The sequence below is a fragment of the Ketobacter sp. GenoA1 genome, assembly GCF_003671475.1.
Lineage (GTDB): Bacteria > Pseudomonadota > Gammaproteobacteria > Pseudomonadales > Ketobacteraceae > Ketobacter.
Window position 1 is genome coordinate 221,385 of the sequence record NZ_RCHM01000023.1, and the last position, 21,765, is coordinate 243,149.

Sequence of the window (21,765 nt, forward strand, 5' to 3'; positions counted from 1 at the left end):
TTCGTAGCGACGCCAGAGAGGAGTGGGCCATGGCCGTGATTCGCCAGGACGATTTTATTCAGAGTATTGCAGACAGCCTGCAGTACATTTCCTATTACCATCCAGCCGATTTTATTAAGGCTGTCAACGCGGCATACGAAGCAGAAGAATCCCCTGCTGCCAAAGATGCCATGGCGCAGATCCTGATTAATTCCCGCATGTGTGCTGAAGGGCATCGGCCCATTTGTCAGGACACCGGTATCGTGACCGTATTCCTGAAAGTGGGCATGAACGTGCAGTGGGATGCGGAGATGAGCGTGACCGATATGGTCAATGAAGGTGTTCGCCAGGCCTACAACAATCCGGATAACGTTCTGCGTGCCTCCATCCTGGCCGATCCCGCCGGTGCCCGCAAAAATACCAAGGATAATACCCCGGCGGTGATCCATTACGAGATTGTGGCAGGTGATACGGTTGACGTACACATTGCCGCCAAAGGTGGCGGCTCCGAAAACAAATCCAAAATGGTCATGCTCAACCCCAGTGACAGCATTGTGGACTGGGTGCTGAAAACCGTGCCTACCATGGGGGCGGGCTGGTGCCCTCCGGGTATGTTGGGGCTGGGGATCGGCGGTACCGCCGAAAAAGCCATGGTGTTGGCGAAAGAATCACTGATGGATCCCATTGATATCCATGAATTGATGAAGCGCGGCCCCAATAACCGCATTGAAGAGTTACGTCTGGAACTCTATGACAAGGTCAATGCGTTGGGCATTGGCGCCCAGGGACTGGGTGGTCTGACCACCGTGGTGGACATCAAAATCAAGGATTATCCCACCCATGCAGCCTCTTTACCGGTGGCCATGATACCCAATTGCGCGGCCACCCGGCATGCCCACTTTGTCTTGGACGGCAGCGGGGTGGCGGATCTGCCAGCACCCAAGCTGGAGGACTGGCCGGAAATCGCCAGTGGTGGAGGTGACGGTGCCAAGCGCGTCAACCTGGATACGGTGACTCCCGAAGAAGTGCAGACCTGGCAGCCAGGGGATACTTTGCTGTTGTCCGGCACCTTGTTGACTGGCCGTGATGCTGCCCATAAACGCATGGTGGACATGATTGATAAAGGTGAAGCACTGCCGGTGGATTTCAAGGGCAAGTTCATATACTACGTGGGGCCCGTTGACCCGGTGCGTGATGAAGTGGTGGGCCCGGCTGGCCCGACCACGTCCACCCGCATGGACAAGTTCACCGAAACCATGCTGGCGAAAACCGGTCTGCTGGGTATGGTGGGCAAAGCCGAACGCGGACCCGTGGCCATACAGGCCATCAAGGATCACAAGGCGGTTTATCTGATGGCCGTGGGGGGAGCTGCGTATCTGGTATCCAAAGCCATTCGCAAATCCCGTGTGGTGGCGTTTGAGGAACTGGGCATGGAAGCGATCCATGAATTCGTGGTGGAAGACATGCCGGTGACCGTGGCCGTGGATTCAGCGGGCACCTCAGTGCACAATACTGCCCCCAAAATCTGGCAGGCCAAAATCGGGAAAATCCCCGTCGAATCGGCCTAATTGGAATAGGTACCCAACAAAAAACCCCGCCTTGGTGCGGGTTTTTTTGTTGGGTTTGAGGCTAACGTAATTTGGTTTGTATATTTGTATACCGTCGTTGCGCGGTGGTGAAAGCGTCTATACTGAAGAAAAATAGCGATAAATTCATGGGCGAATCTGAAGGAGCACCATGTCCATACCACTGTTAATTTGCGACGATTCAGCCATGGCGCGTAAACAGGTCAGGCGCTCGTTGCCGGAAGATTGGGATGTAGATATCACCATGGCAACCAATGGAGTGGAAGGCATAGAGGCGATCCGCGCGGGGAAAGGGGAAATGGTGTTTCTTGATCTGACCATGCCGGAGCTGGATGGTTACGGCGTATTGAAGGTCGTCAGGGAGGAGGGGCACAAATGCATCATTATCGTGATATCTGCCGACATACAACCTGAAGCCAGAGAGCGGGTCATGAGCTTGGGTGCACTGGATTTTATCAAGAAGCCGGTGGACGGTAAGAAGCTTCAGGATGTGCTGAGGAAATATGGTCTGATATGAACGATTTGGCCTTAACAGAAGATCAACGGGATTGTTTGCAGGAAGTGGTCAATGTAGCCATGGGGCAGGCGGGGGATTCGTTAGCGCGTTTTCTCGAAGTATTTATTCACCTTTCGGTACCCCGCATCCGGCTGGTGGCTCGACAGGAATTGAACGACGAGCTGGAGGCCATGGTAGGCGGAGCATTGGTTCCGGTTTCCGGTGTCAGTCAGGGCTTTTACCAGCTGGATACCGGCAGCGGCATTCGTGGTGAAGCCATTGTCGTCTTTACCGATAGCTCATTCAAAGAAATGGCGGATCTGTTGGCCTACGATGATGAGTTGACGTCAGAAAGCGAGAAAGAGCTTTTGCTGGATATCACCAACATTCTCAACGGCGCCTGTCTGAATGGTGTCGGCGAACAAATGGAGGCTGAACTGGGGTTTTCTCCGCCCACCATCATGGGGCAGCATCTTCCCATCTCACAGCTGTTGGAGCATGAACAAGCCAGTTGGGATCATGCCCTGTTGGTTGAAATATCCTATACGCTGGAGGACCGATCCTTCAGCTGCACCATGTTTTTACTGATGCCTGGCGAGTCCATTCAGGTGGTCAAGCAGGCGTTGGATCGTTTGCTGGAAGATCTCTGAATTGACCCACTTTGACGCCTCAAAAGAGTTGCTTGAATTCATCGTTGATCGAGTCAACATTGGCGTTTTCATTCTCAATAAAGATCATGAAGTGCTGCTGTGGAACAGTTTTATGGCCTCTAACAGTGGCCTTTCTGCCGAACAGGTGGTGGGTAAAAATCTGTTCGAGAGCTTCCCTGATCTGCCTGAACGCTGGTTTGCCCGCAAAGTTAACAGCGTTTTCATGTTGAAGAATTTTGCCTTCACCTCATGGGAGCAACGCTCTCATTTGTTCCCGTTTCGTCATCACCGCCCGGTTACCAGTGGCATGGAGTTCATGTGTCAGGACATGACGCTGATGCCCATCAAGAATGCGGATGGAGATGTGGAAAGTGTGTGCATTGTGTTGTTTGATTGCACAGACACCGCCATTTATCGCACCATGCACCAGGCGGCCATGGTCAAGCTGGAGGAGGCCAGCCGCCTGGATGGGCTTACCCAGTTGTTCAACCGTGCTCACTGGCAATCCCGCTTGGTGGAGGAGTTCAGTCGGGCCCGGCGCTACAAGCATCCCATGAGCCTGCTGCTGTTTGATCTTGATCACTTTAAATCGATTAACGATACCTATGGGCATCTGGCCGGTGATGCTGTTCTGATCAAGGTGGCGGACCTGGTGCGGGATTCGTTGCGTGAATCGGACGTGGCGGGGCGGTATGGCGGCGAGGAATTCGGGATTATCCTGCCCGATACCAGTGGCCCCGGTGCCATGGTGGTGGCGGAGCGGTTGCGCCAATCAGTGGAATCCACGCTGGTCAGCTTTGAAAAGTTACAGATTGCCATGTCCATCAGTATTGGTGTGGCTGAATTTTCTGCTACGTTTTCCAATGCTGAAGATATGATCGCTAAAGCAGACGAGGCACTCTACAAAGCCAAGCAGGCAGGTCGTAACCGGGTGATTTTGGACGCCTAGTATTTTACAAACCAGTAGCGTTCCCAGGCATTGAAAACCCTTTCCGGATACCAGGTTTTGCCCACACTGCCGTTATAGCGTGCCAGTGCCCTCATCATATTGCCCTGCTCGCGTTTGAGATAGGTTTTCAGGATAGCGCAGCCATAACGAATGTTGGTGGCAATGTCGGTGAGGTTGTCGTCGCCGGTGCCGATTTCCTCTTTCCAGAACGGCATTACCTGCATCAGGCCCTGGGCACCAACCCGCGATACCGCGTAGCGGTCAAACAGGCTTTCCACATGCATCACCGCCAACACCATTTCCGGTTTCAGCTCAAAACGATGAGATTCGGTATGCACCAGATGCAGAATCTGCATCCGCTCCTGGGGATTCTTAATGTAACGGGACAGCCGCCGATCCATGTCCACCAGCCATACCTCGGCATCGAAACGATCCTTGAAGCTATTGGCCTTGGTGATGGTCTGTTGCAACAGCAAGCGCGTTTCCTGGTCCGGGCGCTCTGTGGTGGCAGCAAAGCAGACAGCGGATGCCGTCTGCAGGAGCACCAGAAAAACAAACTGAGTTAGAAAATGAGCCGCCGTGTTCATATGGTAAATGTTAGCTGTTTTTCCGTCTTAGGCAGGGTTGATCTGCGACTGTATGAACTGGATCACCTCACTGGCGGGCACGCTGATTTTGTCGTTCTCGCGCCGGTGCTTGTACTCATAGGCGCCTTCCTCGATGCCACGATCGCTGATGACAATGCGGTGGGGAATACCGATCAGTTCGATATCGGAAAACTTGACCCCGGGCCTTTCTTTGCGATCGTCTAACAGGACCTCAATGCCCAAATCGGTAAATTGCCTGTAGAGGGAATCTGCCGTCTCCTGCACAGCGGGCGATTTGTGATTGTTCAGTGGCACGATGGCCAGTTGGAACGGGGCGATGGCATCGGGCCAGATGATGCCGAACCGGTCGTGATTCTGTTCAATGGCCGAGGCGACCACGCGGGTAACACCGATACCGTAACAGCCCATGGGCATAACATGGTTCTTGCCGTGCTCATCCAGCACCCCGGCTTTGAGGGCCTCGCTGTATTTGGTACCCAGTTGGAAAATATGACCCACCTCGATGCCGCGTTTGATACTCAGCTCGCCATTGCCGCACGGGCTGGGATCACCTTCCACCACGTTACGCAGGTCGGCCACATCGTCAAAGTACACATCACGGTCCCAGTTTGCACCGGTCAGGTGAAAACCATCTTCGTTCGCACCGCAGATAAAATCCGCCATATTGATAACACTGCGATCGGCGATCACCGGAATATTCATTTTCAAAGGGCCGATGGAGCCGGGCTTGCAGCCCAGAGCCTGTTCTACTTCCTCGTCACTGGCGAACGTCAGGGGAGCGGCAATCAGGGGGTGCTTCTCGGCCTTAATGTCGTTTAATGCCTTATCGCCCCGCAGCACCAGAGCCACCAGGTTGGCTGGGGCACCGGCATCAGCGCTACCCTGCACCACCAGGGTTTTTACTATTGCCTGGGGAGGCACCTGAAGAAACGCGGATACCTCGTCAATACTGTGTTGGTTGGGAGTGGGGACTTTTTCCAGTGCGGCGCCGGGTGCGGGGCGGCTGTCCCCAATGGTCAGCGCTTCAGCCATTTCCACGTTGGCGGCGTAGTCACTGTTGTTGCTGAAGGCGATGTCGTCTTCACCGGAATCGGCCAGCACATGAAATTCATGGGAGCTGTTACCGCCGATGCTGCCGGTATCCGCCAGTACCGGACGAAAATCGAGGCCCAGGCGAGTGAAGATACTGCTGTAGGTGTCATACATGACGTTGTAGGTCTGTTGCAATGAAGCTTCATCGATATGGAAAGAGTAGGCATCCTTCATAATAAACTCGCGGGAGCGCATGATGCCGAAACGGGGGCGGATTTCATCCCGGAATTTGGTTTGAATCTGGTAGAAATTGCAGGGCAGCTGCTTGTAGCTCTGAATGTTATTGCGCACCAGATCCGTGATGACTTCTTCGTGGGTTGGGCCCAGGACAAAATCCCGCTGATGGCGGTCCTGCAGGCGTAGCAGTTCGGGGCCGTACGCATCCATACGCTGTGATTCCTGCCACAACTCTGCGGGTTGTACCACCGGCATCAGCACTTCCATGGCGCCGGATTTATTCATTTCCTGCCGAATGATGTTTTCCACTTTCTGCAGAACGCGCAAGCCAAGGGGTAGCCAGGTATAAAGGCCGGAAGCCAGCTTGCGGATCATGCCGGCTCGGAGCATGAGCTGGTGGCTGATCACTTCGGCGTCGGCAGGGGTCTCCCGCAGGGTGGCGAGCAGGTATTCAGTGGTTTTCATCAGGGGAATTCTCAACCTCTAGTGTGTGAAAGCAGCTTGGGCCCTGATTTTAAGGCTTGTTGCGGTGCATAACAATAAAGGCGGTTGGCAGAAGATGGTTCATTCGGCGAGGGCAGGGCGGCCACCCCGACATCCAAGGATAGGCAGCGGTTTTTGATGAGCAAAGAAGACGGGCAAAGAAAAAGGGGCTTGCGCCCCTTGTTTCTTATTTCTCAGCCATGTCTTTCAGCTTTTTCAAGGGGCGAACCTTGATAACGTTGCGGGCCGGCTTGGCTTTAAACACGGTTTCTTCACCGGTGAAGGGGTTGATCCCTTTACGTGCCTTGGTGGCAGGCTTCCGGGTCACCATGATTTTCATCAGGCCCGGGATGGTGAAGTTGCCGACTGCGCGCGGCTTAACATGGGATTCAATCAGCACACCCAGCTCATCCAGTACAGACTGAACCTGTTTGCGGCTCAATTCAGTGTTCTCTGAAATGGTGTTGAGGATCTGGGTTTTGGTCATTGCTTCTTTTGCGGCTGTCACTTTGCGGGCAGCTGGCGCTGCAGCTTTCTTAACAGCTGCTTTTTTGGCTGGCGCCTTCTTGGCTGGCGCTTTTTTTGCGGCAGCTTTCTTTACAGGAGCTTTTTTCTTTGCAGGCATGATTGCTTCCTTTGATTTTAGTTATGGCAAGTCCTGATGTTGAATTGCTGTGCGGGAATGAATTCCCGAACAAAGGCAATCGCAGCAACAGTTCGAGCTGTCGCGCATAATTATTGATCCTAAAATTAGGACTAGCAAGTAAATAAATGCACTTTTTGCCTGTTTTTATAGGGTAAAACGCAAAATAATCGAGATTTTAACTGTCTGGCTGCAGGGATCGGCCCACTTCGTTAAATACATTGACCCAGTTGGGGTCAAAGTGGGTGCCTGCACAACGATTGATTTCCAGCACCGCACGCACGAATGGCCGCTTCAAATTGGTGCTGTAAGCTCGTTCATGGGTGCGGGCTTCGAATGCGTCCACGATGGCCAGAATTTTTGCGCCGGGGCAAATGTGTGCACCGGTCAGGCCGGCGGGATAGCCCAGGCCATCCTCCCGTTCATGATGTTCGAGCACAATATAGCTGGCCTGATCCCAACGTTTCATTGCTGAAATCAGAGTAAAGGCCTGTTGCGTATGAGAGCGTAGAAGGGACATTTCCTCGGCATTGAGTGGTGTGGTTTTGTGCAGGATTTCCAGAGGTAGAAACGCCATGGCGATATCGTGGGTGTAAACGGCGGCCGCCAGTTGGTCCGGTTCAACCGGTTTTCCCGCATGCTGGTTCATGGCCAGGGCTAATTGCAGCATGCGGACGGTGCGCCCTTGCCAGTATTGCGAGCGTTCTTCCAGCGGAGCGCTCAGTTTTTGGAAAAAGCGTAAATCGTCGTTCGATTCCACGCCAAACTGCTTCAGTACGGTATCGCTGTCATGGGGTATCGGCAGCGGTTTGGTTGTATTCCTGGGCAGTGGCTTGTGGTCATCGGGGATGGTGTCCGGTGCCATGATGCCCAGCGCCGTTCGAATGGCAGAGTAACGGGCTTGCTCATCCTGGGAGGCCGCCTCACTGATGTGGTTACACAGCGTGCTTAATTGGGTCTCAGTAAGGGGGGGCGCTGTGCGTTCCATGCTGGACACCACCAGGCGGTGGGTGGTGTCCATGGCCAGCAGAATGATGTCGCTGAGCAGAGTATCGTAATGCACCCGGCCCTGGCGAATAGCATCCAGAACGTCTTCGACACTTTGCAAAAGGGGTGACAGTTCCCGCAGGCCCACATAGATCAGGTTGCCTTTTATGGTATGGACCGAGCGGAAAAGATCATTCAGCAGGGTATTGTTGTCGGGATCGTGCTCCAGGTCGATGAGGGCGTTTTCACAATGTTGGTGAGCCTCCTGAAAATCCAGAAAGAAGTCTTCCATCAGGTCGCGTTGGAACTCATCGTCTCGCATGTGGCCGGCCATTGCATTTCTCCCTCGGGTATTTATTTCAGTATAGGCGTTGAACGGTTGGCGCCAGTGCTGCCAAAAGCGCGGCAACCCGCTATAATGTGGCCCCTTTTTCCAGATGGGGGTGGGTTATCACCGGGCCTCCGTCTTTAAATCTATTCAAATCAAATAGTTATAGGTTTTTGCTCGAGGTGTTTGGTTATGCCGATTTATGAGTATCAGTGCCAGTCCTGCGGACATGAGCTGGAAGCGATCCAGAAAATGAGCGATGCAGCCCTGACGGAGTGCCCGCAATGCAAGCAAAGTACGCTGAAAAAGCGGATTTCCGCGGCCGGTTTTCGCCTCTCCGGTCAAGGTTGGTACGAGACCGATTTTAAGACCGGAAAGAAAAAGAACCTGACCAATCAGGATAGTGGCGGTGCCACCAAGCCCGCTGACAAGCCCGCCAGCCCATCGGCCAGCTGATTCACATTACATACAGACGAATTAAACAGGTATTTTAGTTATGCGAAGCCATTACTGTGGCCATCTCAACGAATCTCACATCGACCAAACCGTAACGCTCTGCGGCTGGGTACACCGTCGCCGCGACCATGGGGGCGTTATATTTCTGGATCTGCGTGATCGTGAAGGAATAGCCCAGGTAGTGGTGGATCCAGACACCGAAGAGGCGTTTGCCCGGGCCGACCGGGTGCGCAGCGAGTTCGTTATCCGTCTCACCGGGCGGGTGCGCCATCGCCCGGAGGGAACCACCAACCCGGAAATGCCCACCGGCATGATCGAGGTGCTGGGTAAGGAGCTGGAAATACTGAATGCCTCGGAAACACCACCCTTCCAGTTGGATGAGCATACCAATGTGGGGGAGGATGTTCGTCTCAAGTATCGTTATATGGATTTGCGCCGCCCTGAAATCCAGCAGCGCTTGGCATTTCGCTCCAAGGTAACCACGGCGATCCGCAACTTTCTGGATCAGCAAGGCTTTCTGGATGTGGAAACACCGATTCTGACCAAAGCGACACCGGAAGGGGCTCGTGATTACCTGGTGCCCAGTCGAACCCATCCCGGCAGCTTCTTTGCCTTGCCGCAGTCACCGCAATTGTTCAAACAGCTGCTGATGGTGTCCGGTATGGACCGCTACTATCAGATTGCCAAGTGCTTCCGCGACGAGGATTTGCGGGCCGACCGCCAACCTGAGTTCACCCAGATCGACATCGAAGCCTCGTTTGTGAATGAGGAGGATGTCATGGGGGTGGCGGAAACCATGGTGCGCAAGTTGTTCCAGGAACAACTGGGTGTAGACTTGCCGGAATTCCCCCGTATGCCCTATGCCGAAGCCATGTCCCGTTACGGCAGCGATAAACCGGATCTGCGTATTCCGCTGGAACTGGTGGATGTGGACGACCTAATGCGCCAGGTTGAATTCAAGGTGTTTTCCGGGCCGGCCACTGATCCCAAAGGGCGGGTCTGCGCTCTGCGGGTGCCAGGTGGTGCCAAGCTCAGCCGCAAGGAAATCGACGATTACACCAAGTATGTGGGAATCTATGGGGCCAAGGGGTTGGCCTGGATCAAAGTTAACGAGCTGGCCAACGGCATTGACGGGCTACAGTCGCCCATCGTGAAAAACATGACCAACGTGGTAATGGAAATGATGGCACGGCTGGGTGCAGAAGACGGCGACATTATATTCTTCGGCGCCGGCAAAGCCACCACGGTGAACGAATCCATTGGAGCCCTGCGCATCAAACTGGGCCACGACCTGGATTTGGTGCAGGGGCAATGGGCGCCACTCTGGGTGGTGGACTTCCCCATGTTTGAAGAGGACGACAGCGGCAAATGGAATGCCATTCATCACCCCTTTACGGCGCCGTCCTGCGACCCTGAAATACTGGAAAAAGACCCCGGCGCGGCGCTGTCCCGCGCCTATGACATGGTGCTGAACGGCACTGAACTGGGTGGAGGCTCCATTCGTATCCACGATCCGGACATGCAGCGCACGGTGTTTCGCGCCCTCAACATCAGCGACGATGAAGCCAATGAAAAGTTTGGTTTCCTCCTGGATGCCCTCAAGTTTGGCTGCCCCCCTCATGGTGGTTTGGCCTTCGGCCTGGATCGGTTGATCATGTTAATGACCGACGCCCATTCAATCCGTGATGTGATTGCCTTCCCCAAAACCCAGACGGCGGCCTGCGTAATGACATCGGCACCTTCCACGGTGGACCCCAAGCAACTGCGTGAGGTGGGCATTCGATTGCGCCAGGCGGAAGAAAAACAGTAAACCGACGTCGATAGATCGTAGTGATACAGCAGTAAAGGAGCGAACCATGGCCGGTCACAGTAAATGGGCCAATATAAAGCACCGTAAGGCAGCTCAGGATGCCAAGCGCGGCAAGATATTCACCCGACTGATTCGGGAGATCACCATTGCCGCCCGCTCCGGCGCTGCCCCCGAAGACAATCCGCGCTTGCGTCTGGCAATGGACAAGGCGCTGGCGGCCAATATGACCAAAGAGACCATCGAGCGGGCCGTGAAGCGGGGTGCCGGTGGGGATGACGGCGGTCAGTTGGACGAGCTGACCTACGAAGGCTATGGGGTGGGGGGCGTTGCGGTCATTGTTGAAGCCATGACCGATAACCGTAACCGTACCGCCGGTGAAGTGCGTCATGCGTTCAGTAAGTTCGGCGGTAATCTGGGTACCGACGGATCCGTGGCTTACCTGTTTACCAAGCGCGGCGAGATCACCTTTGAACCGGGGGTGGATGAAGAGTCAGTGCTGGAAGCCGCGCTGGAGGCCGGAGCAGAAGACGTGCTCACACTGGATGATGGCAGTATTGAAGTGATTACGGCCTGGGAGGATCTCGGCAAGGTGAAATCCGCGTTGGATGAGGCGGGTCTGGTATCGGCCGGTGCGGAAATCAATATGGCGGCCTCTGTGCAGGTGGATATGGATCTGGACACCGCAACCACCGTGCTGAAGATGATCGACATGCTGGAAGAGTTGGACGATGTTCAAAATGTGTACACCAACGCCAACTTTACTCAGGAATTAATGGAGCAAATGGATACCTGAGGCGCGCTGGCGAGTGGATGCGCCAGCTAAAAGGCCGCTTTCTGCAAAGCGGCCTTTTTTGTGTCTGCAGTAATCGACAAACCCGCTGGTAATATTTCATAACCATTTCAGGCTGCGCTCCTTAAACTGATCCCAATCGTGACCACCCACACATTGCAGTAACAAGCGAGAAAGGTAACCTCCATGAAACTGACCAACCTGTTGATCATCGCACTGACCACCGGCCTGGTGTTGGCTTTGGTGTTGAGCGGTGCCTCTGGTGAGCAATGGGAGTTTCTGGTTGAGTATGGATGGGTTCTGGTTCTCGCCATCGGATTTGTCGGACTCGTGGGTGCTCGCGAGAAAACGCCTGAAATGGCGTAACCCCCCCTAAGCGGCACCACCCCGGGTGCCGCTTTTTTTTCTAAACTTATGAAATTAGTGGAATTTAGGGTCGACTCGTGACCCAGTGCTGCTAGACTAACCCTCAACTATCCAGATAGCAGGATTCCCATTTTCATGGCCATCGTGCTGGGCATTGACCCGGGCTCAAGAGTCACCGGATACGGCGTGATCGCGGCGGAAGGTTCCAGGCTCATCTATATAGACAGCGGCTGTATTCGGACTCAGTCTGCAGAGACACTGAGCGAGAAGCTGGACATCATCTACCGCGGCATCAACGAAGTCATTCAGCTCCACTCGCCCCAGGAAGTGGGTGTCGAGCAGGTATTTATGGCTCGCAATGCCGATTCTGCGCTTAAGCTGGGGCAGGCGCGGGGGGCCGCCATCGTCGCCTGTACGTTTAATCATGTTCCTGTTTTCGAGTATTCCGCCAGGCAGGTGAAGCAAGCCGTGGTCGGCACCGGTGCGGCTGACAAAGTACAGGTACAGGCCATGATCTGTCGTTTACTGGGTTTGGAGCGGGCACCCCAGGCGGATGCTGCCGACGCATTGGGGGTGGCGGTGTGTCACACCCACATGACACAAGGCATGATTCGCATGGCGGGGGCCCGTAAGCTGAGACGTGGGCGCATGCGCCGTTGACCAACCACAAGACATTTCTATGATCGGACGAATCAAAGGTATCATTATCGAGAAGCAGGCACCGGTATTACTGGTGGAGGTGGCGGGAGTGGGTTATGAGGTGGAGGCACCCATGACCACGTTCTACCGCATTCCCGAAGTGGGTAAAGAGGTCATCCTGCATACCCATTTTGTGGTGCGCGAAGATGCCCAATTGCTGTACGGTTTTTTTGAGAAGGATGAGCGCGAACTGTTTCGGCTGCTGATCAAGGTCAATGGCGTCGGGCCGAAAATGGCGCTGGCCATTCTGTCCGGCATGGAAGGCTCTGAATTCGTGCGTTGTGTTCAGGATCACGATACCCATACCCTGGTAAAATTGCCCGGCGTGGGTAAAAAAACCGCTGAGCGTCTGGTGATTGAAATGCAGGATCGGGTTAAGGCTTTCACCGGTTTGGCGCCGCAACCGGAACTGACACCGGTGAGCAATCAACAGCGTAATCCAAGGGCCGAGATCAATGATGCAGAGAGCGCCCTGATCGCCTTGGGTTACAAACCCACGGAAGCGGCAAAAGCCATTGCGGCCATCGATGCTGATGGGTTAAAAAGCGAAGAAATCATCCGTCAGGCATTGAAACGGATGGTGAACTGACAGCGTAATTGAATATTACAAGGCCATAACGACAGCACTATGCTTGAATCGGATCGTTTGATATCACCGCTGACTTCCCGGGAGGATGCCCACGACAGAGCGATCCGGCCCACCTCGTTGGCCGACTACACCGGACAGGAAGCGGTGCGAGAGCAGATGGATATTTTTATCTCGGCCGCGCGCCAGCGCAGTGAAGCGTTGGATCATACCCTGATCTTCGGGCCTCCGGGGCTGGGTAAAACCACTCTGGCCAATATCATTGCCAATGAGATGGGCGGTAATCTGAAAAGCACCTCCGGACCGGTACTGGAAAAAGCCGGCGATCTGGCAGCGTTATTGACCAACCTGGAAGAGGGTGATGTGCTGTTCGTGGATGAGATTCACCGCCTGAGCCCGGTGGTGGAGGAAATTCTTTATCCCGCCATGGAAGATTATCAGCTGGATATCATGATCGGAGAGGGGCCGGCGGCACGCTCCATCAAAATCGATTTGCCGCCGTTTACGTTGGTGGGGGCCACCACCCGGGCAGGCCTTCTGACCTCACCCTTGCGGGATCGTTTTGGTATTGTGCAGCGCCTGGAGTTCTATTCGGTGGAGGAGTTATCCCGTATCGTGTCCCGCTCAGCTTCCATACTGGGTGTGACCATGGAGCACGAAGGTGCGGTGGAAGTCGCCCGCAGAAGCCGTGGCACACCCCGGATTGCCAATCGCCTGCTGCGGCGGGTGCGTGATTTTGCCGAAGTAAAAAGTGATGGCCGGGTGAGCGCCGACGTGGCGTGCAGGGCCCTGGATATGTTGAAAGTGGATTCCCATGGTTTCGATACCATGGACCGCCGCCTGTTGCTCACCATTATGGAAAAGTTTGACGGCGGGCCGGTGGGGGTTGAAAGCCTGGCGGCAGCCATCAGTGAAGAATCCGGTACCCTGGAAGATGTCATTGAACCCTACCTGATTCAACAGGGATTCATGATGCGCACCCCGCGCGGGCGCGTGGCCACCCGTACCGCGTATCAGCATTTTGGTTTGAATCCGCCGCGGGAAGCCTCGCCACCCACCCCGGATCTTTTTAACGATGAGTGAATTTTTCATTACGGTACGGGTCTATCTGGAAGATACGGATGCCGGTGGAATCGTTTACTATGTCAATTATCTGAAGTTTATGGAGCGGGCGCGTACGGAACTGTTGCGCACAATGGGCTCCGAGTTCGGAGAATTGTTCAAAAATCGGCTGCAGTTCGTTGTACACAGCCTGGAAGCCCAGTATTGTAAGTCGGCCAGGGCTGATGATGAACTCAGGGTAACGGCGGGTGTGGAGAAGATCGCCCGCACTTATATCCTGTTTCGGCAGCAGGTGTTCAGGGATCGTGACCTGATGTGTGAAGCCCGTGTGAAAGTGGCCTGTGTTGATGCAGACAGGCATAAGCCTGCCGCCATTCCAAAACAATTACAGCAACAGTTTGCCGCCGTTTTGGCCTGAATAGGAGACCCTCTCCCGTGGAATCTATGTCCGTTGTCAGTTTGATCATCAATGCCTCCGTGGTGGTGCAGTTGGTGATGCTGATACTGTTAACTATGTCCATGATTTCCTGGTACATGATCTGGCAACGCCAGTCCGCCCTGTCGAAAACCAGCAAAGCACTTAAAGGTTTTGAGGAACGTTTCTGGTCCGGTATGGATCTGAGCCGGTTATTCGTGCAGGTGAATACCGAGCCCAATCATTACAGCGGCGAAGAAAATATCTTTCGCGCCGGCTTTAAAGAGTTTGCCCGCCTGCGCAAGAGTGCTCACAGCGACCCGGAAGCTGTGATGGCCGGTACGGAACGCTCCATGCGGGTGGCTTTGCTGCGCGAACAGGAGAAACTGGAAATGTATTTGCCGTTCCTGGCGACCGTGGGCTCCACCAGCCCCTACATCGGCCTGTTTGGTACGGTATGGGGCATCATGCACTCCTTTCTGGCGTTGGCCAATGAAACTCAGGCCACTCTCTCAGTGGTGGCACCTGGTATTGCAGAAGCGTTGATCGCCACCGCCATCGGTCTGTTCGCGGCGATTCCCGCGGTGATCAGCTATAACCGTTTTTCAGCGGAAGTAGATCGATTACTGCACAATTACGAAACCTTTATGGATGAGTTTTCCAGCATCCTGCATCGCAAGGCCCATTCTTCAGAAGCAGAAGTCAAGGCTTGATGAGGCGGTAAAGTTCTATGTCGCAGAAACGAACCACCGTGCGCCGCAAATCAATGTCAGAAATCAATGTGGTGCCTTATATTGATGTCATGTTGGTGTTGCTGGTGGTGTTCATGATCACCGCTCCCATGATGACATCCGGCATTAAAGTGGATTTGCCGGACGCCGATGCGGAACCCCTGGTGCTGCCAAAGGATCAGCAGTACGTGATTGTATCGGTGAATCATAATGGCCAGTATTTCATCAGTACCGCCGATGACAAGCAAACCCCCAAAGCGCTGCCGGACATAGTAGAAGCCGTTGCCGCCCTGAAGAAGCAGAAGCCGGATACCCCGGTCTTGATGGAGGGGGATGAGCGGGTGGCCTATGGCCTGGTGATGCGCATGATGATAGCGCTGCAACAGGCGGGGGTGAATGACGTGGGGCTGGTGACCGAAAACGGTTCCAGGGAGTAGCGCTTGTCCTTTTCCGGTCTGGACATCTCTGCCCTGATTAAGGCCTTTCTGGTCCATGCGATGGTGGTGGGGCTGCTGTTTTTCAGTTGGCCGGACACCGATGAGGTAGTCAAACTGAAGCCTGTGCCCAGGCACGTAACGGCGGTGGTGGTAGAAAAGCCAAAGCCGAAGGTGGCGCCAAAACCTCAGGCCAAGCCAAAACCGGCGCCTGCACCCAAGCCGAAACCCAAACCTAAGCCAAAGCCAGATAAGCCTAAACCCAAGCCGGAACCAGCGAAGCCAAAGCCCAAGCCGGCTCCCAAACCGAAACCGGAAGAGCCCAAGCCGGCACCGAAAGAGGCGCCATCCGAGGCATTCAGCGATTTGCTGAAACAGGAGATGGAGGCCATCAAACAGGATGAGGCGGAAGCGATGCCCGCCGCCGAGTCCAGTGAAACGGCGCAACAACTGGACGAGATACTGCAGTATAAAGCCATTATTCAGCAGACAATGAAACGCTATTGGGCTCGGCCTCCCAGTGCCCGAAATGGTATGGTGGTGACCCTGAGCATCAGTCTGCTGCCCGGTGGAGAAGTAAAATCGGTGGTTATTGATCGTTCCAGCGGCAACAGCGCATTTGATAATGCAGCTGTGCAGGCCGTGCAGAAAGCTGGACGTTTCAGTGTGCCACCGGACCCGCAACTGTTTGACCGGCATTTCCGTAACTTTAAAATGCGCTTCAAACCGGATGATTTACGCTATTAACCTGACATTAGGGTGAGTATGAGACTAGCTATGAAATACCTGACAACGATACTGTGTTGGCTTGTGTTGTTTTCAGCCCCAGCCCGGGCCGAGCTGATCATTGAAATTACCGAAGGCATCACCGATGCCACGTCCATCGCCATCGTACCTTTTGCCTGGAGCGGGCCCCGTTTGTCAGAGGATGTGGCCGCCATTGTGGCGGCCGATCTGCATCGCTCCGGGCAATTTGCGCCGTTGGAACGCTCCAAAATGCTGAGCCTGCCCACCCAGGAGAGTCAGGTTTTCTTCCGGGATTGGCAGTCCAAAACCAACGGTGCCGAATATTTGGTCATTGGTCGCATGAGCGGAACCAATGACGGAAAGTACCGGGTTGATTATCAGCTTTTTGACGTTTACCAGCAGCGCTCTATCAAAAAATGGTTTGCCACCGGCAATGATCTGCGGGCGCTCTCTCACCATATCAGTGATGTGCTGTACCAGCAGTTGACCGGTATCCGGGGGGCGTTCTCCACCAAAATGGTGTATGTCACCATGGAATACCTCAACAATTCCGGTAAGCGGGTACAGCGCTACCGTCTGTATGTGGCGGATGTCGATGGCCACAATGAGCGCATTTTGATGGAATCCAGCGAACCTATTCTGTCCCCCAGCTGGGCACCCAATGGGCGCCATATCACGTATGTCTCGTTCAAAAGCACGCGGCCGGCGATTTACATCATGGATACCAAAAACGGTCGGGAAAAGAAAATTACCGGGTTCAGTGGTTTGAATGGGGCACCCCGGTTCTCACCGGATGGGCGCAGTATGGCCATGGTGCTGTCAAAAGACGGCAACCCTGAGATCTACACCATGGATCTCAGCAATGGAAAATTGAAACGAATCACCAATCACTATGCCATCGATACGGAGCCAACCTGGTCGCCGGATGGACAAAGTCTCATTTTTACCTCGGAAAGAGGCGGTTCTCCACAAATTTATCGTCAACATCTTGATTCTGGAAAGGTTGAACGCTTAACATTCGATGGCAACTACAATGCGCGACCGGCGCTGACTCCGGATGGTAGATTTCTGGCAATGGTGCATCGCTCAAACGGTATCTTCCACATTGCTGTGAAAGATCTGGTTCGGGGAACGTTTAATATTTTGACTGAAACGAACCTGGATGAATCGCCGAGTATTGCACCCAATGCCAGTATGATAATCTACGCCACAATGGATAAAAATCGAGGGGTTCTTGCTGCAGTCTCTCTGGATGGCAGGGTAAAAGTAAAACTGCCGTCGCGAGTTGGAGACGTGCGAGAGCCTGCCTGGTCGCCATTTATGTAAAAAAAATGTTGCAAGCCTGTTTAAAAACTTTAACTGAACCACTAATATCTGCCAGGAGTTACCCCTCTTAGGAGTCAAATATGTCCATGTTTAACCGTAATGCCCTGTTAGCCCTGTTTGCTGCTGTTGCGATTTCTGCCTGTAGCTCTACCCCTGAAGACACCACTGCTGAACCAGCCGATGCTGGGACAACAACGCAAGCACCTGACCAGGATGTTAGCGGCGGTACGATGGACGATACTTATGGCGCTGCACAAGAGCCTACCAATCCAGCGTTGGAAAACCGTGTAGTGTACTTCGATTTTGACAAAGCCAATATCCGACCCGATGCGATCGCGACCCTGCAAGCCCATGCACAGTACCTGTCTCAGAATCCCGGTGCCCGTGTTCGTGTGGAAGGGCATGCGGACGAGCGTGGCACCCGTGAGTACAACATGGCATTGGGTGAGCGTCGTGCCAAGGCTGCTGCCAGCTTCCTGGCTGCCAATGGTGCATCGGCTTCCCAGTTGGAAATCATCAGCTACGGTGAAGAGCGTCCTGTTGCCTTGGGCCATGATGAAAGTTCCTGGTCTCAAAACCGCCGTTCTGAGCTGAACTACACCGCCGAAGCGCCCTGATATTGATGCTTCGATCGTTACTGGTTCTGGCACTATCCACGGTTGCTGCAATCGCAGCAGCCGTTCCTCCCTACGAACCACTGCCTTCCAACTCCAAATCGACCATTCAACCTGCCAGCAAAAACTCCAGGAGCGCCAGTAAGCCACCTGTGGTGGCCGATGATTATGGCGATGCCGATCCGGGGTTTTCCTACAGTGCTGCTGTGGATAGCAGTCCGTCTGCTGCCACTTCGGGTGTGTCATGGGATGTTATGTCCCAGATGCAGCAACTGCAGCAGGAAGTACTGCAACTGCGGGGAATGGTGGAAGAGCTCAAACACCAGATCGACATCATGCAGAAGCAGGAACGGGAGCGCTATCTGGATCTCGACATGCGCATCAATCAGATGCAGTCCGGTGCCCCCTCTGGTGCCACCCGTGGGTCGGGCGGCAGTGCTTCGTCCACGGCCAAACAGGATGACAAGGCCCTGTATGAAAAAGCCAGTCAATTGCGCAAGGATGGCAAGTACATTGAAGCCATCGCGGTTCTGCAGCAGTTATTGCAGCAATCCCCCTCAGGTTTGTACGCGCCATACAGTGAGTATTGGCTGGGGGAGCTGTATATGGTGGCGGACCCGGTAGACCTGGATCAGGCCAAGCGCCATTTTATCAATTTACTGGCCAATCACGGCGACCATGTGAAAGTGCCTGATGCCATGTACAAGTTGGGCAAGCTCTACGCCAGCAAGGGCGAGAACAGCAAAGCCAAAAGCACCCTGAACGAACTGATCAAGCAGTACCCGGACAAGTCAGCCTCCAGATTGGCCCAGGATCTGGTGAAAACGCTGTAGGCGCTGTAATCCGCCACACGCTTGAGTTAATATTGCCCGTTTTCTATTAACGGGGAAGGGTGTGTCCCAGCTACGTATTACTGAAATCTTCTACTCTTTGCAGGGAGAGGCTCGCACCATTGGGCTGCCGACGGTGTTCGTGCGTCTTACCGGTTGCCCTCTTAGATGCCAATATTGTGATACTGCCTATGCCTTTTCCGGTGGTGAGATGCGCTCCATCTCGGAGATATTGGATGAGGTTGCGCGCTATTCGCCGAAATACATTACGGTGACGGGCGGCGAGCCACTGGCGCAACCGGCGTGCCGGGTTCTGCTGACGGAACTGTGTGATGCCGGTTATGACGTGTCGCTGGAAACCAGCGGGGCATTGGATATCCGGGGTATCGATCCAAGGGTCAGCATCGTATTGGACCTGAAAACACCGGATTCTGCAGAGAGCCATCGCAATCTAATGGACAACATTCCCTTGCTCAAAAGCCGTGATCAGGTGAAGTTCGTCATCTGCAGTCGTCAGGATTACCAGTGGGCCCGCATGAAAGTCGATGAATTGGGTTTGACTGAGCGGGTGGGCGATGTGTTGTTTTCACCAAGTTTTCAGCAAATCAAGGCTGCTGATCTGGCAGATTGGATCGTAGAAGATCGACTGCCGGTGCGTTTTCAATTGCAACTGCACAAGTTGCTGTGGTCGGATGAACCGGGGCGTTGAGATGTCAGATATCAAAAAAGCGGTGGTGTTGTTATCAGGTGGGCTGGATTCGGCGACATGCCTGGCCATTGCCCGCCATCAGGGTTATGAATGCTATGCCATAACCTTTGACTACGGCCAACGTCACGAATCGGAATTGGCGGCGGCCCGGCGGGTGGTGGATGCCCTTGGTGCCATGGAGCTGAAAACCATTCACATTAATCTGGGGGATATTGGTGGTTCCGCGTTAACCGACCGCTCGATCGAGGTGCCCCTTGGTCCCACGGAGGGTATTCCTGTGACCTATGTGCCGGCCCGCAACACCATATTTCTGTCGCTGGCGCTGGGTTGGGCCGAAGTGCTGGATGCGGATGCCATTTTTATCGGGGTCAATGCAGTGGATTACTCCGGCTATCCGGATTGTCGAGCAGAGTTTATCTCCGCGTTCGAGGGGTTGGCGAATCTTGCCACCCGCCGGGGGGTAGAGGGGCGGCCCATGGCCATTGAAGCCCCTTTGCTGCACTTGTCGAAAGCAGAGATTATCCAGAAAGGCCTGCAACTGGGGCTGGATTACGGCTTGACGGTCTCCTGTTATCAGGCCGATTCCAGGGGCCGGGCATGTGGTCAATGCGATAGCTGCCGCCTGCGTCGAGAAGGGTTTCAACAGGCTGGTGTTGCCGATCCAACCCCGTATCGTTAAAACCCTGTTTTTTCAGGTGCTTTGGTCAGTGAGGTGAACGGTCTTGGCTGGACGCAAAAAAGCGTATGAAAATCAAGGCCATAAAAATTAAAAAAATCCTTGTGATTTAATTTTTAATCAGTAATATACGCATCCGTTGACGGGTCGTTAGCTCAGTTGGTAGAGCAGTTGGCTTTTAACCAATTGGTCGCTGGTTCGAATCCAGCACGACCCACCACTCTTCGAAAGGCCGCTTTGTCATGCAAAGCGGCCTTTTTTGTTTTTGTCGGGCAAACCGCATTGCGTTGATTCCCGGTTATTTGCCTCAATATAAACAAAAATAGTCAGGCGCTTGGGTCAGGTTCTTCGTTCGTCAGTTATGGTATTATTTGCCCCCACCTTGCCGATTGCCCAAATCCGCTTAGGGGTAGTTAGGGCTGGAAAGATTGATTACCAAGTGATGCCGGAACTGCATCCTGGAGGTTTAAGTAGCATGAATACGTCAGTTGCCGATTTTGTCAGAGATCATCTGGATGGCAGTCATTTGCAATCGCACCTGTCCCAGGCAGAGAAAGCAGAATATCGCGCTCAGATTAAGGAAATGTTAAAGGCGCAAAATGCGGTTCTGGTGGCCCACTACTATACCGATCCCGAGATCCAGTCACTGGCGGAAGAAACGGGCGGATGTGTTTCTGATTCATTGGAAATGGCACGCTTTGGCAAGGATCATCCTGCCCAGACGCTGATTGTCGCCGGTGTTAAATTTATGGGCGAGACGGCCAAGATACTGAGCCCTGAAAAGACGGTACTGATGCCCACCCTGGAAGCCACCTGTTCACTGGATCTGGGCTGTCCGGTGGAGGCGTTCTCGGCATTTTGTGACCAGCACCCGGATCGTGAAGTGGTGGTTTATGCCAACACGTCAGCGGCGGTGAAAGCCCGTGCCGATTGGGTGGTTACCTCCAGTATTGCAGTGGAGCTGATTGAACACCTGCACAAGCAGGGCAAGAAAATCATCTGGGCTCCGGATAAGCATCTGGGCGCCTATGTGCAACGGGAAACCGGAGCCGATGTCCTGTTGTGGGACAGCGCCTGCATTGTACACGAGGAGTTCAAAGCGAAAGGGGTGGAAGACCTGAAAAAGGTTTACCCCGGGGCCGCAGTGCTGGTGCATCCGGAATCACCGGATGCAGTGGTGAAGCTGGCCGATGCGGTGGGATCCACATCGCAGTTGATCAACGCCGCTAAAAACATGAGCAATGAGACGTTTATCGTTGCCACTGACCGCGGTATCTTCTACAAGATGAAACAAATGGCACCGGAGAAGCGCTTTCTGGAAGCGCCCACCGGCGGCAACGGTGCCACCTGCCGTTCCTGTGCCCATTGCCCCTGGATGGCCATGAACGCTCTGGACAGCCTGGCGCTGGAACTGAAAGAACACAATAACGAAATCAGCGTTGATGATGCGTTAATTGAACAGGCGATGCTGCCGTTAAATCGAATGCTGGCTTTTTCCGAGCAACTCAAGCGGATGAAGCAGGGCGCGGCTTAAAT

Annotated in this window: 26 protein-coding genes and 1 tRNA gene; 23 read left to right on the plus strand and 4 right to left on the minus strand. The window is 54.1% G+C overall.

Going from position 1 to position 21,765, the window contains the following annotated elements:
- Window positions 1–29 precede the first annotated feature (29 nt).
- From D9N13_RS09480 to D9N13_RS09495, 4 genes are all read left to right on the plus strand, one after another.
- A complete protein-coding gene (locus tag D9N13_RS09480; protein ID WP_290588628.1) occupies window positions 30–1,547 on the plus strand; it encodes a fumarate hydratase in 1,518 nt (505 codons plus the stop codon).
- A gap of 169 nt (window positions 1,548–1,716) precedes the next feature.
- Window positions 1,717–2,082, plus strand: a complete 366-nt coding sequence (locus tag D9N13_RS09485) for a response regulator (protein ID WP_290588632.1) — start codon at window positions 1,717–1,719, stop codon at window positions 2,080–2,082.
- On the plus strand, window positions 2,079–2,711 hold the full coding sequence (locus tag D9N13_RS09490) for a histidine kinase (protein ID WP_290588635.1): 633 nt from the start codon (window positions 2,079–2,081) through the stop codon (window positions 2,709–2,711). The genes D9N13_RS09485 and D9N13_RS09490 overlap by 4 nt, the downstream gene beginning before the upstream one ends.
- Window position 2,712: 1 nt before the next feature.
- The gene (locus D9N13_RS09495) at window positions 2,713–3,660 is read left to right on the plus strand and encodes a diguanylate cyclase (RefSeq protein ID WP_290588638.1); all 948 of its coding nucleotides are present in this window, start codon (window positions 2,713–2,715) and stop codon (window positions 3,658–3,660) included.
- On the opposite strand, the gene D9N13_RS09500 is transcribed toward D9N13_RS09495, so the two are convergent.
- From D9N13_RS09500 to D9N13_RS09510, 3 genes are all read right to left on the minus strand, one after another.
- The gene (locus D9N13_RS09500; protein ID WP_290588641.1) at window positions 3,657–4,247 is read right to left on the minus strand and encodes a lytic transglycosylase domain-containing protein; all 591 of its coding nucleotides are present in this window, start codon (window positions 4,245–4,247) and stop codon (window positions 3,657–3,659) included. The genes D9N13_RS09495 and D9N13_RS09500 overlap by 4 nt on opposite strands.
- Before the next feature lie 27 nt (window positions 4,248–4,274).
- Window positions 4,275–6,002, minus strand: coding sequence for a proline--tRNA ligase (locus D9N13_RS09505; protein ID WP_290588645.1), 1,728 nt, complete (start codon window positions 6,000–6,002; stop codon window positions 4,275–4,277).
- A gap of 205 nt (window positions 6,003–6,207) precedes the next feature.
- Window positions 6,208–6,507, minus strand: a complete 300-nt coding sequence (locus D9N13_RS09510) for an HU family DNA-binding protein (protein WP_290588648.1) — start codon at window positions 6,505–6,507, stop codon at window positions 6,208–6,210.
- On the opposite strand from D9N13_RS09510, the gene D9N13_RS09515 reads away from it, so the two are divergent.
- Complete coding sequence (locus D9N13_RS09515) at window positions 6,500–6,682, plus strand: hypothetical protein (RefSeq protein WP_290588651.1); 183 nt, start codon at window positions 6,500–6,502, stop codon at window positions 6,680–6,682. The genes D9N13_RS09510 and D9N13_RS09515 overlap by 8 nt on opposite strands.
- A gap of 159 nt (window positions 6,683–6,841) precedes the next feature.
- On the opposite strand, the gene D9N13_RS09520 is transcribed toward D9N13_RS09515, so the two are convergent.
- Window positions 6,842–7,984 (minus strand): HD domain-containing phosphohydrolase, encoded by a 1,143-nt coding sequence (locus D9N13_RS09520; RefSeq protein WP_290588653.1) that lies wholly within the window; start codon window positions 7,982–7,984, stop codon window positions 6,842–6,844.
- Window positions 7,985–8,170: 186 nt separating this feature from the next.
- Between D9N13_RS09520 and D9N13_RS09525 the strand changes: the two genes are divergently transcribed.
- The 18 genes from D9N13_RS09525 (at window position 8,171) to nadA (ending at window position 21,763) form a co-directional block, all read left to right on the plus strand.
- Window positions 8,171–8,434 carry an FmdB family zinc ribbon protein gene (locus tag D9N13_RS09525; protein WP_290588656.1) on the plus strand — a complete coding sequence of 88 codons (264 nt, stop codon included), beginning with the start codon at window positions 8,171–8,173 and terminating at the stop codon, window positions 8,432–8,434.
- A gap of 40 nt (window positions 8,435–8,474) precedes the next feature.
- A complete protein-coding gene (gene aspS / locus D9N13_RS09530; protein WP_290588659.1) occupies window positions 8,475–10,244 on the plus strand; it encodes an aspartate--tRNA ligase in 1,770 nt (589 codons plus the stop codon).
- A 46-nt stretch (window positions 10,245–10,290) separates the two neighbouring features.
- The gene (locus tag D9N13_RS09535; protein WP_290588661.1) at window positions 10,291–11,037 is read left to right on the plus strand and encodes a YebC/PmpR family DNA-binding transcriptional regulator; all 747 of its coding nucleotides are present in this window, start codon (window positions 10,291–10,293) and stop codon (window positions 11,035–11,037) included.
- Between the two features lie 183 nt (window positions 11,038–11,220).
- Window positions 11,221–11,400: a hypothetical protein gene (locus tag D9N13_RS09540; RefSeq protein WP_290588664.1), complete on the plus strand. Its 180-nt coding sequence runs from the start codon at window positions 11,221–11,223 to the stop codon at window positions 11,398–11,400.
- Between the two features lie 135 nt (window positions 11,401–11,535).
- Window positions 11,536–12,060 (plus strand): crossover junction endodeoxyribonuclease RuvC, encoded by a 525-nt coding sequence (ruvC, locus tag D9N13_RS09545; RefSeq protein WP_290588667.1) that lies wholly within the window; start codon window positions 11,536–11,538, stop codon window positions 12,058–12,060.
- A 19-nt stretch (window positions 12,061–12,079) separates the two neighbouring features.
- The gene (gene ruvA, locus D9N13_RS09550) at window positions 12,080–12,688 is read left to right on the plus strand and encodes a Holliday junction branch migration protein RuvA (protein ID WP_290588670.1); all 609 of its coding nucleotides are present in this window, start codon (window positions 12,080–12,082) and stop codon (window positions 12,686–12,688) included.
- Window positions 12,689–12,727: 39 nt separating this feature from the next.
- The gene (gene ruvB / locus D9N13_RS09555; RefSeq protein WP_290588673.1) at window positions 12,728–13,768 is read left to right on the plus strand and encodes a Holliday junction branch migration DNA helicase RuvB; all 1,041 of its coding nucleotides are present in this window, start codon (window positions 12,728–12,730) and stop codon (window positions 13,766–13,768) included.
- Window positions 13,761–14,165 carry a tol-pal system-associated acyl-CoA thioesterase gene (ybgC, locus tag D9N13_RS09560; protein ID WP_290588675.1) on the plus strand — a complete coding sequence of 135 codons (405 nt, stop codon included), beginning with the start codon at window positions 13,761–13,763 and terminating at the stop codon, window positions 14,163–14,165. Before ruvB ends, ybgC begins: the two co-directional genes overlap by 8 nt.
- A gap of 26 nt (window positions 14,166–14,191) precedes the next feature.
- On the plus strand, window positions 14,192–14,875 hold the full coding sequence (gene tolQ / locus D9N13_RS09565) for a protein TolQ (protein ID WP_290589819.1): 684 nt from the start codon (window positions 14,192–14,194) through the stop codon (window positions 14,873–14,875).
- Window positions 14,876–14,892: 17 nt separating this feature from the next.
- Window positions 14,893–15,330 carry a protein TolR gene (gene tolR / locus D9N13_RS09570; RefSeq protein WP_290588678.1) on the plus strand — a complete coding sequence of 146 codons (438 nt, stop codon included), beginning with the start codon at window positions 14,893–14,895 and terminating at the stop codon, window positions 15,328–15,330.
- Window positions 15,331–15,333: 3 nt separating this feature from the next.
- Window positions 15,334–16,074, plus strand: a complete 741-nt coding sequence (gene tolA, locus D9N13_RS09575; RefSeq protein ID WP_290588681.1) for a cell envelope integrity protein TolA — start codon at window positions 15,334–15,336, stop codon at window positions 16,072–16,074.
- Between the two features lie 30 nt (window positions 16,075–16,104).
- Window positions 16,105–17,400, plus strand: coding sequence for a Tol-Pal system beta propeller repeat protein TolB (gene tolB / locus D9N13_RS09580; protein WP_290588684.1), 1,296 nt, complete (start codon window positions 16,105–16,107; stop codon window positions 17,398–17,400).
- 80 nt (window positions 17,401–17,480) lie between these two features.
- Complete coding sequence (pal, locus tag D9N13_RS09585; protein ID WP_290588687.1) at window positions 17,481–18,017, plus strand: peptidoglycan-associated lipoprotein Pal; 537 nt, start codon at window positions 17,481–17,483, stop codon at window positions 18,015–18,017.
- 5 nt (window positions 18,018–18,022) lie between these two features.
- On the plus strand, window positions 18,023–18,847 hold the full coding sequence (gene ybgF, locus D9N13_RS09590; RefSeq protein ID WP_290588689.1) for a tol-pal system protein YbgF: 825 nt from the start codon (window positions 18,023–18,025) through the stop codon (window positions 18,845–18,847).
- A gap of 61 nt (window positions 18,848–18,908) precedes the next feature.
- Window positions 18,909–19,553: a 7-carboxy-7-deazaguanine synthase QueE gene (gene queE, locus D9N13_RS09595; RefSeq protein WP_290588692.1), complete on the plus strand. Its 645-nt coding sequence runs from the start codon at window positions 18,909–18,911 to the stop codon at window positions 19,551–19,553.
- Window position 19,554: 1 nt separating this feature from the next.
- Window positions 19,555–20,232, plus strand: a complete 678-nt coding sequence (queC, locus tag D9N13_RS09600; RefSeq protein WP_317622485.1) for a 7-cyano-7-deazaguanine synthase QueC — start codon at window positions 19,555–19,557, stop codon at window positions 20,230–20,232.
- Between the two features lie 141 nt (window positions 20,233–20,373).
- Window positions 20,374–20,449: transfer RNA gene (locus D9N13_RS09605), tRNA-Lys, on the plus strand.
- A gap of 255 nt (window positions 20,450–20,704) precedes the next feature.
- Complete coding sequence (nadA, locus tag D9N13_RS09610) at window positions 20,705–21,763, plus strand: quinolinate synthase NadA (protein WP_290588694.1); 1,059 nt, start codon at window positions 20,705–20,707, stop codon at window positions 21,761–21,763.
- The last annotated feature ends 2 nt before the right edge of the window (window positions 21,764–21,765 follow it).

What these genes read in the sequence shown, in the direction of transcription:
- D9N13_RS09480 (WP_290588628.1), top strand. Translation starts at nt 30, where the DNA reads ATGGCCGTGATTCGCCAGGACGATTTTATTCAGAGTATTGCAGACAGC.
- D9N13_RS09485 (WP_290588632.1), top strand. Translation starts at nt 1,717, where the DNA reads ATGTCCATACCACTGTTAATTTGCGACGATTCAGCCATGGCGCGTAAA.
- D9N13_RS09490 (WP_290588635.1), top strand. Translation starts at nt 2,079, where the DNA reads ATGAACGATTTGGCCTTAACAGAAGATCAACGGGATTGTTTGCAGGAA.
- D9N13_RS09500 (WP_290588641.1), bottom strand. Translation starts at nt 4,247, where the DNA reads ATGAACACGGCGGCTCATTTTCTAACTCAGTTTGTTTTTCTGGTGCTC.
- D9N13_RS09505 (WP_290588645.1), bottom strand. Translation starts at nt 6,002, where the DNA reads ATGAAAACCACTGAATACCTGCTCGCCACCCTGCGGGAGACCCCTGCC.
- D9N13_RS09510 (WP_290588648.1), bottom strand. Translation starts at nt 6,507, where the DNA reads ATGACCAAAACCCAGATCCTCAACACCATTTCAGAGAACACTGAATTG.
- D9N13_RS09520 (WP_290588653.1), bottom strand. Translation starts at nt 7,984, where the DNA reads ATGGCCGGCCACATGCGAGACGATGAGTTCCAACGCGACCTGATGGAA.
- D9N13_RS09525 (WP_290588656.1), top strand. Translation starts at nt 8,171, where the DNA reads ATGCCGATTTATGAGTATCAGTGCCAGTCCTGCGGACATGAGCTGGAA.
- aspS (WP_290588659.1), top strand. Translation starts at nt 8,475, where the DNA reads ATGCGAAGCCATTACTGTGGCCATCTCAACGAATCTCACATCGACCAA.
- D9N13_RS09535 (WP_290588661.1), top strand. Translation starts at nt 10,291, where the DNA reads ATGGCCGGTCACAGTAAATGGGCCAATATAAAGCACCGTAAGGCAGCT.
- D9N13_RS09540 (WP_290588664.1), top strand. Translation starts at nt 11,221, where the DNA reads ATGAAACTGACCAACCTGTTGATCATCGCACTGACCACCGGCCTGGTG.
- ruvC (WP_290588667.1), top strand. Translation starts at nt 11,536, where the DNA reads ATGGCCATCGTGCTGGGCATTGACCCGGGCTCAAGAGTCACCGGATAC.
- ruvA (WP_290588670.1), top strand. Translation starts at nt 12,080, where the DNA reads ATGATCGGACGAATCAAAGGTATCATTATCGAGAAGCAGGCACCGGTA.
- ruvB (WP_290588673.1), top strand. Translation starts at nt 12,728, where the DNA reads ATGCTTGAATCGGATCGTTTGATATCACCGCTGACTTCCCGGGAGGAT.
- ybgC (WP_290588675.1), top strand. Translation starts at nt 13,761, where the DNA reads ATGAGTGAATTTTTCATTACGGTACGGGTCTATCTGGAAGATACGGAT.
- tolQ (WP_290589819.1), top strand. Translation starts at nt 14,192, where the DNA reads ATGTCCGTTGTCAGTTTGATCATCAATGCCTCCGTGGTGGTGCAGTTG.
- tolR (WP_290588678.1), top strand. Translation starts at nt 14,893, where the DNA reads ATGTCGCAGAAACGAACCACCGTGCGCCGCAAATCAATGTCAGAAATC.
- tolB (WP_290588684.1), top strand. Translation starts at nt 16,105, where the DNA reads ATGAAATACCTGACAACGATACTGTGTTGGCTTGTGTTGTTTTCAGCC.
- pal (WP_290588687.1), top strand. Translation starts at nt 17,481, where the DNA reads ATGTCCATGTTTAACCGTAATGCCCTGTTAGCCCTGTTTGCTGCTGTT.
- ybgF (WP_290588689.1), top strand. Translation starts at nt 18,023, where the DNA reads ATGCTTCGATCGTTACTGGTTCTGGCACTATCCACGGTTGCTGCAATC.
- queC (WP_317622485.1), top strand. Translation starts at nt 19,555, where the DNA reads ATGTCAGATATCAAAAAAGCGGTGGTGTTGTTATCAGGTGGGCTGGAT.
- nadA (WP_290588694.1), top strand. Translation starts at nt 20,705, where the DNA reads ATGAATACGTCAGTTGCCGATTTTGTCAGAGATCATCTGGATGGCAGT.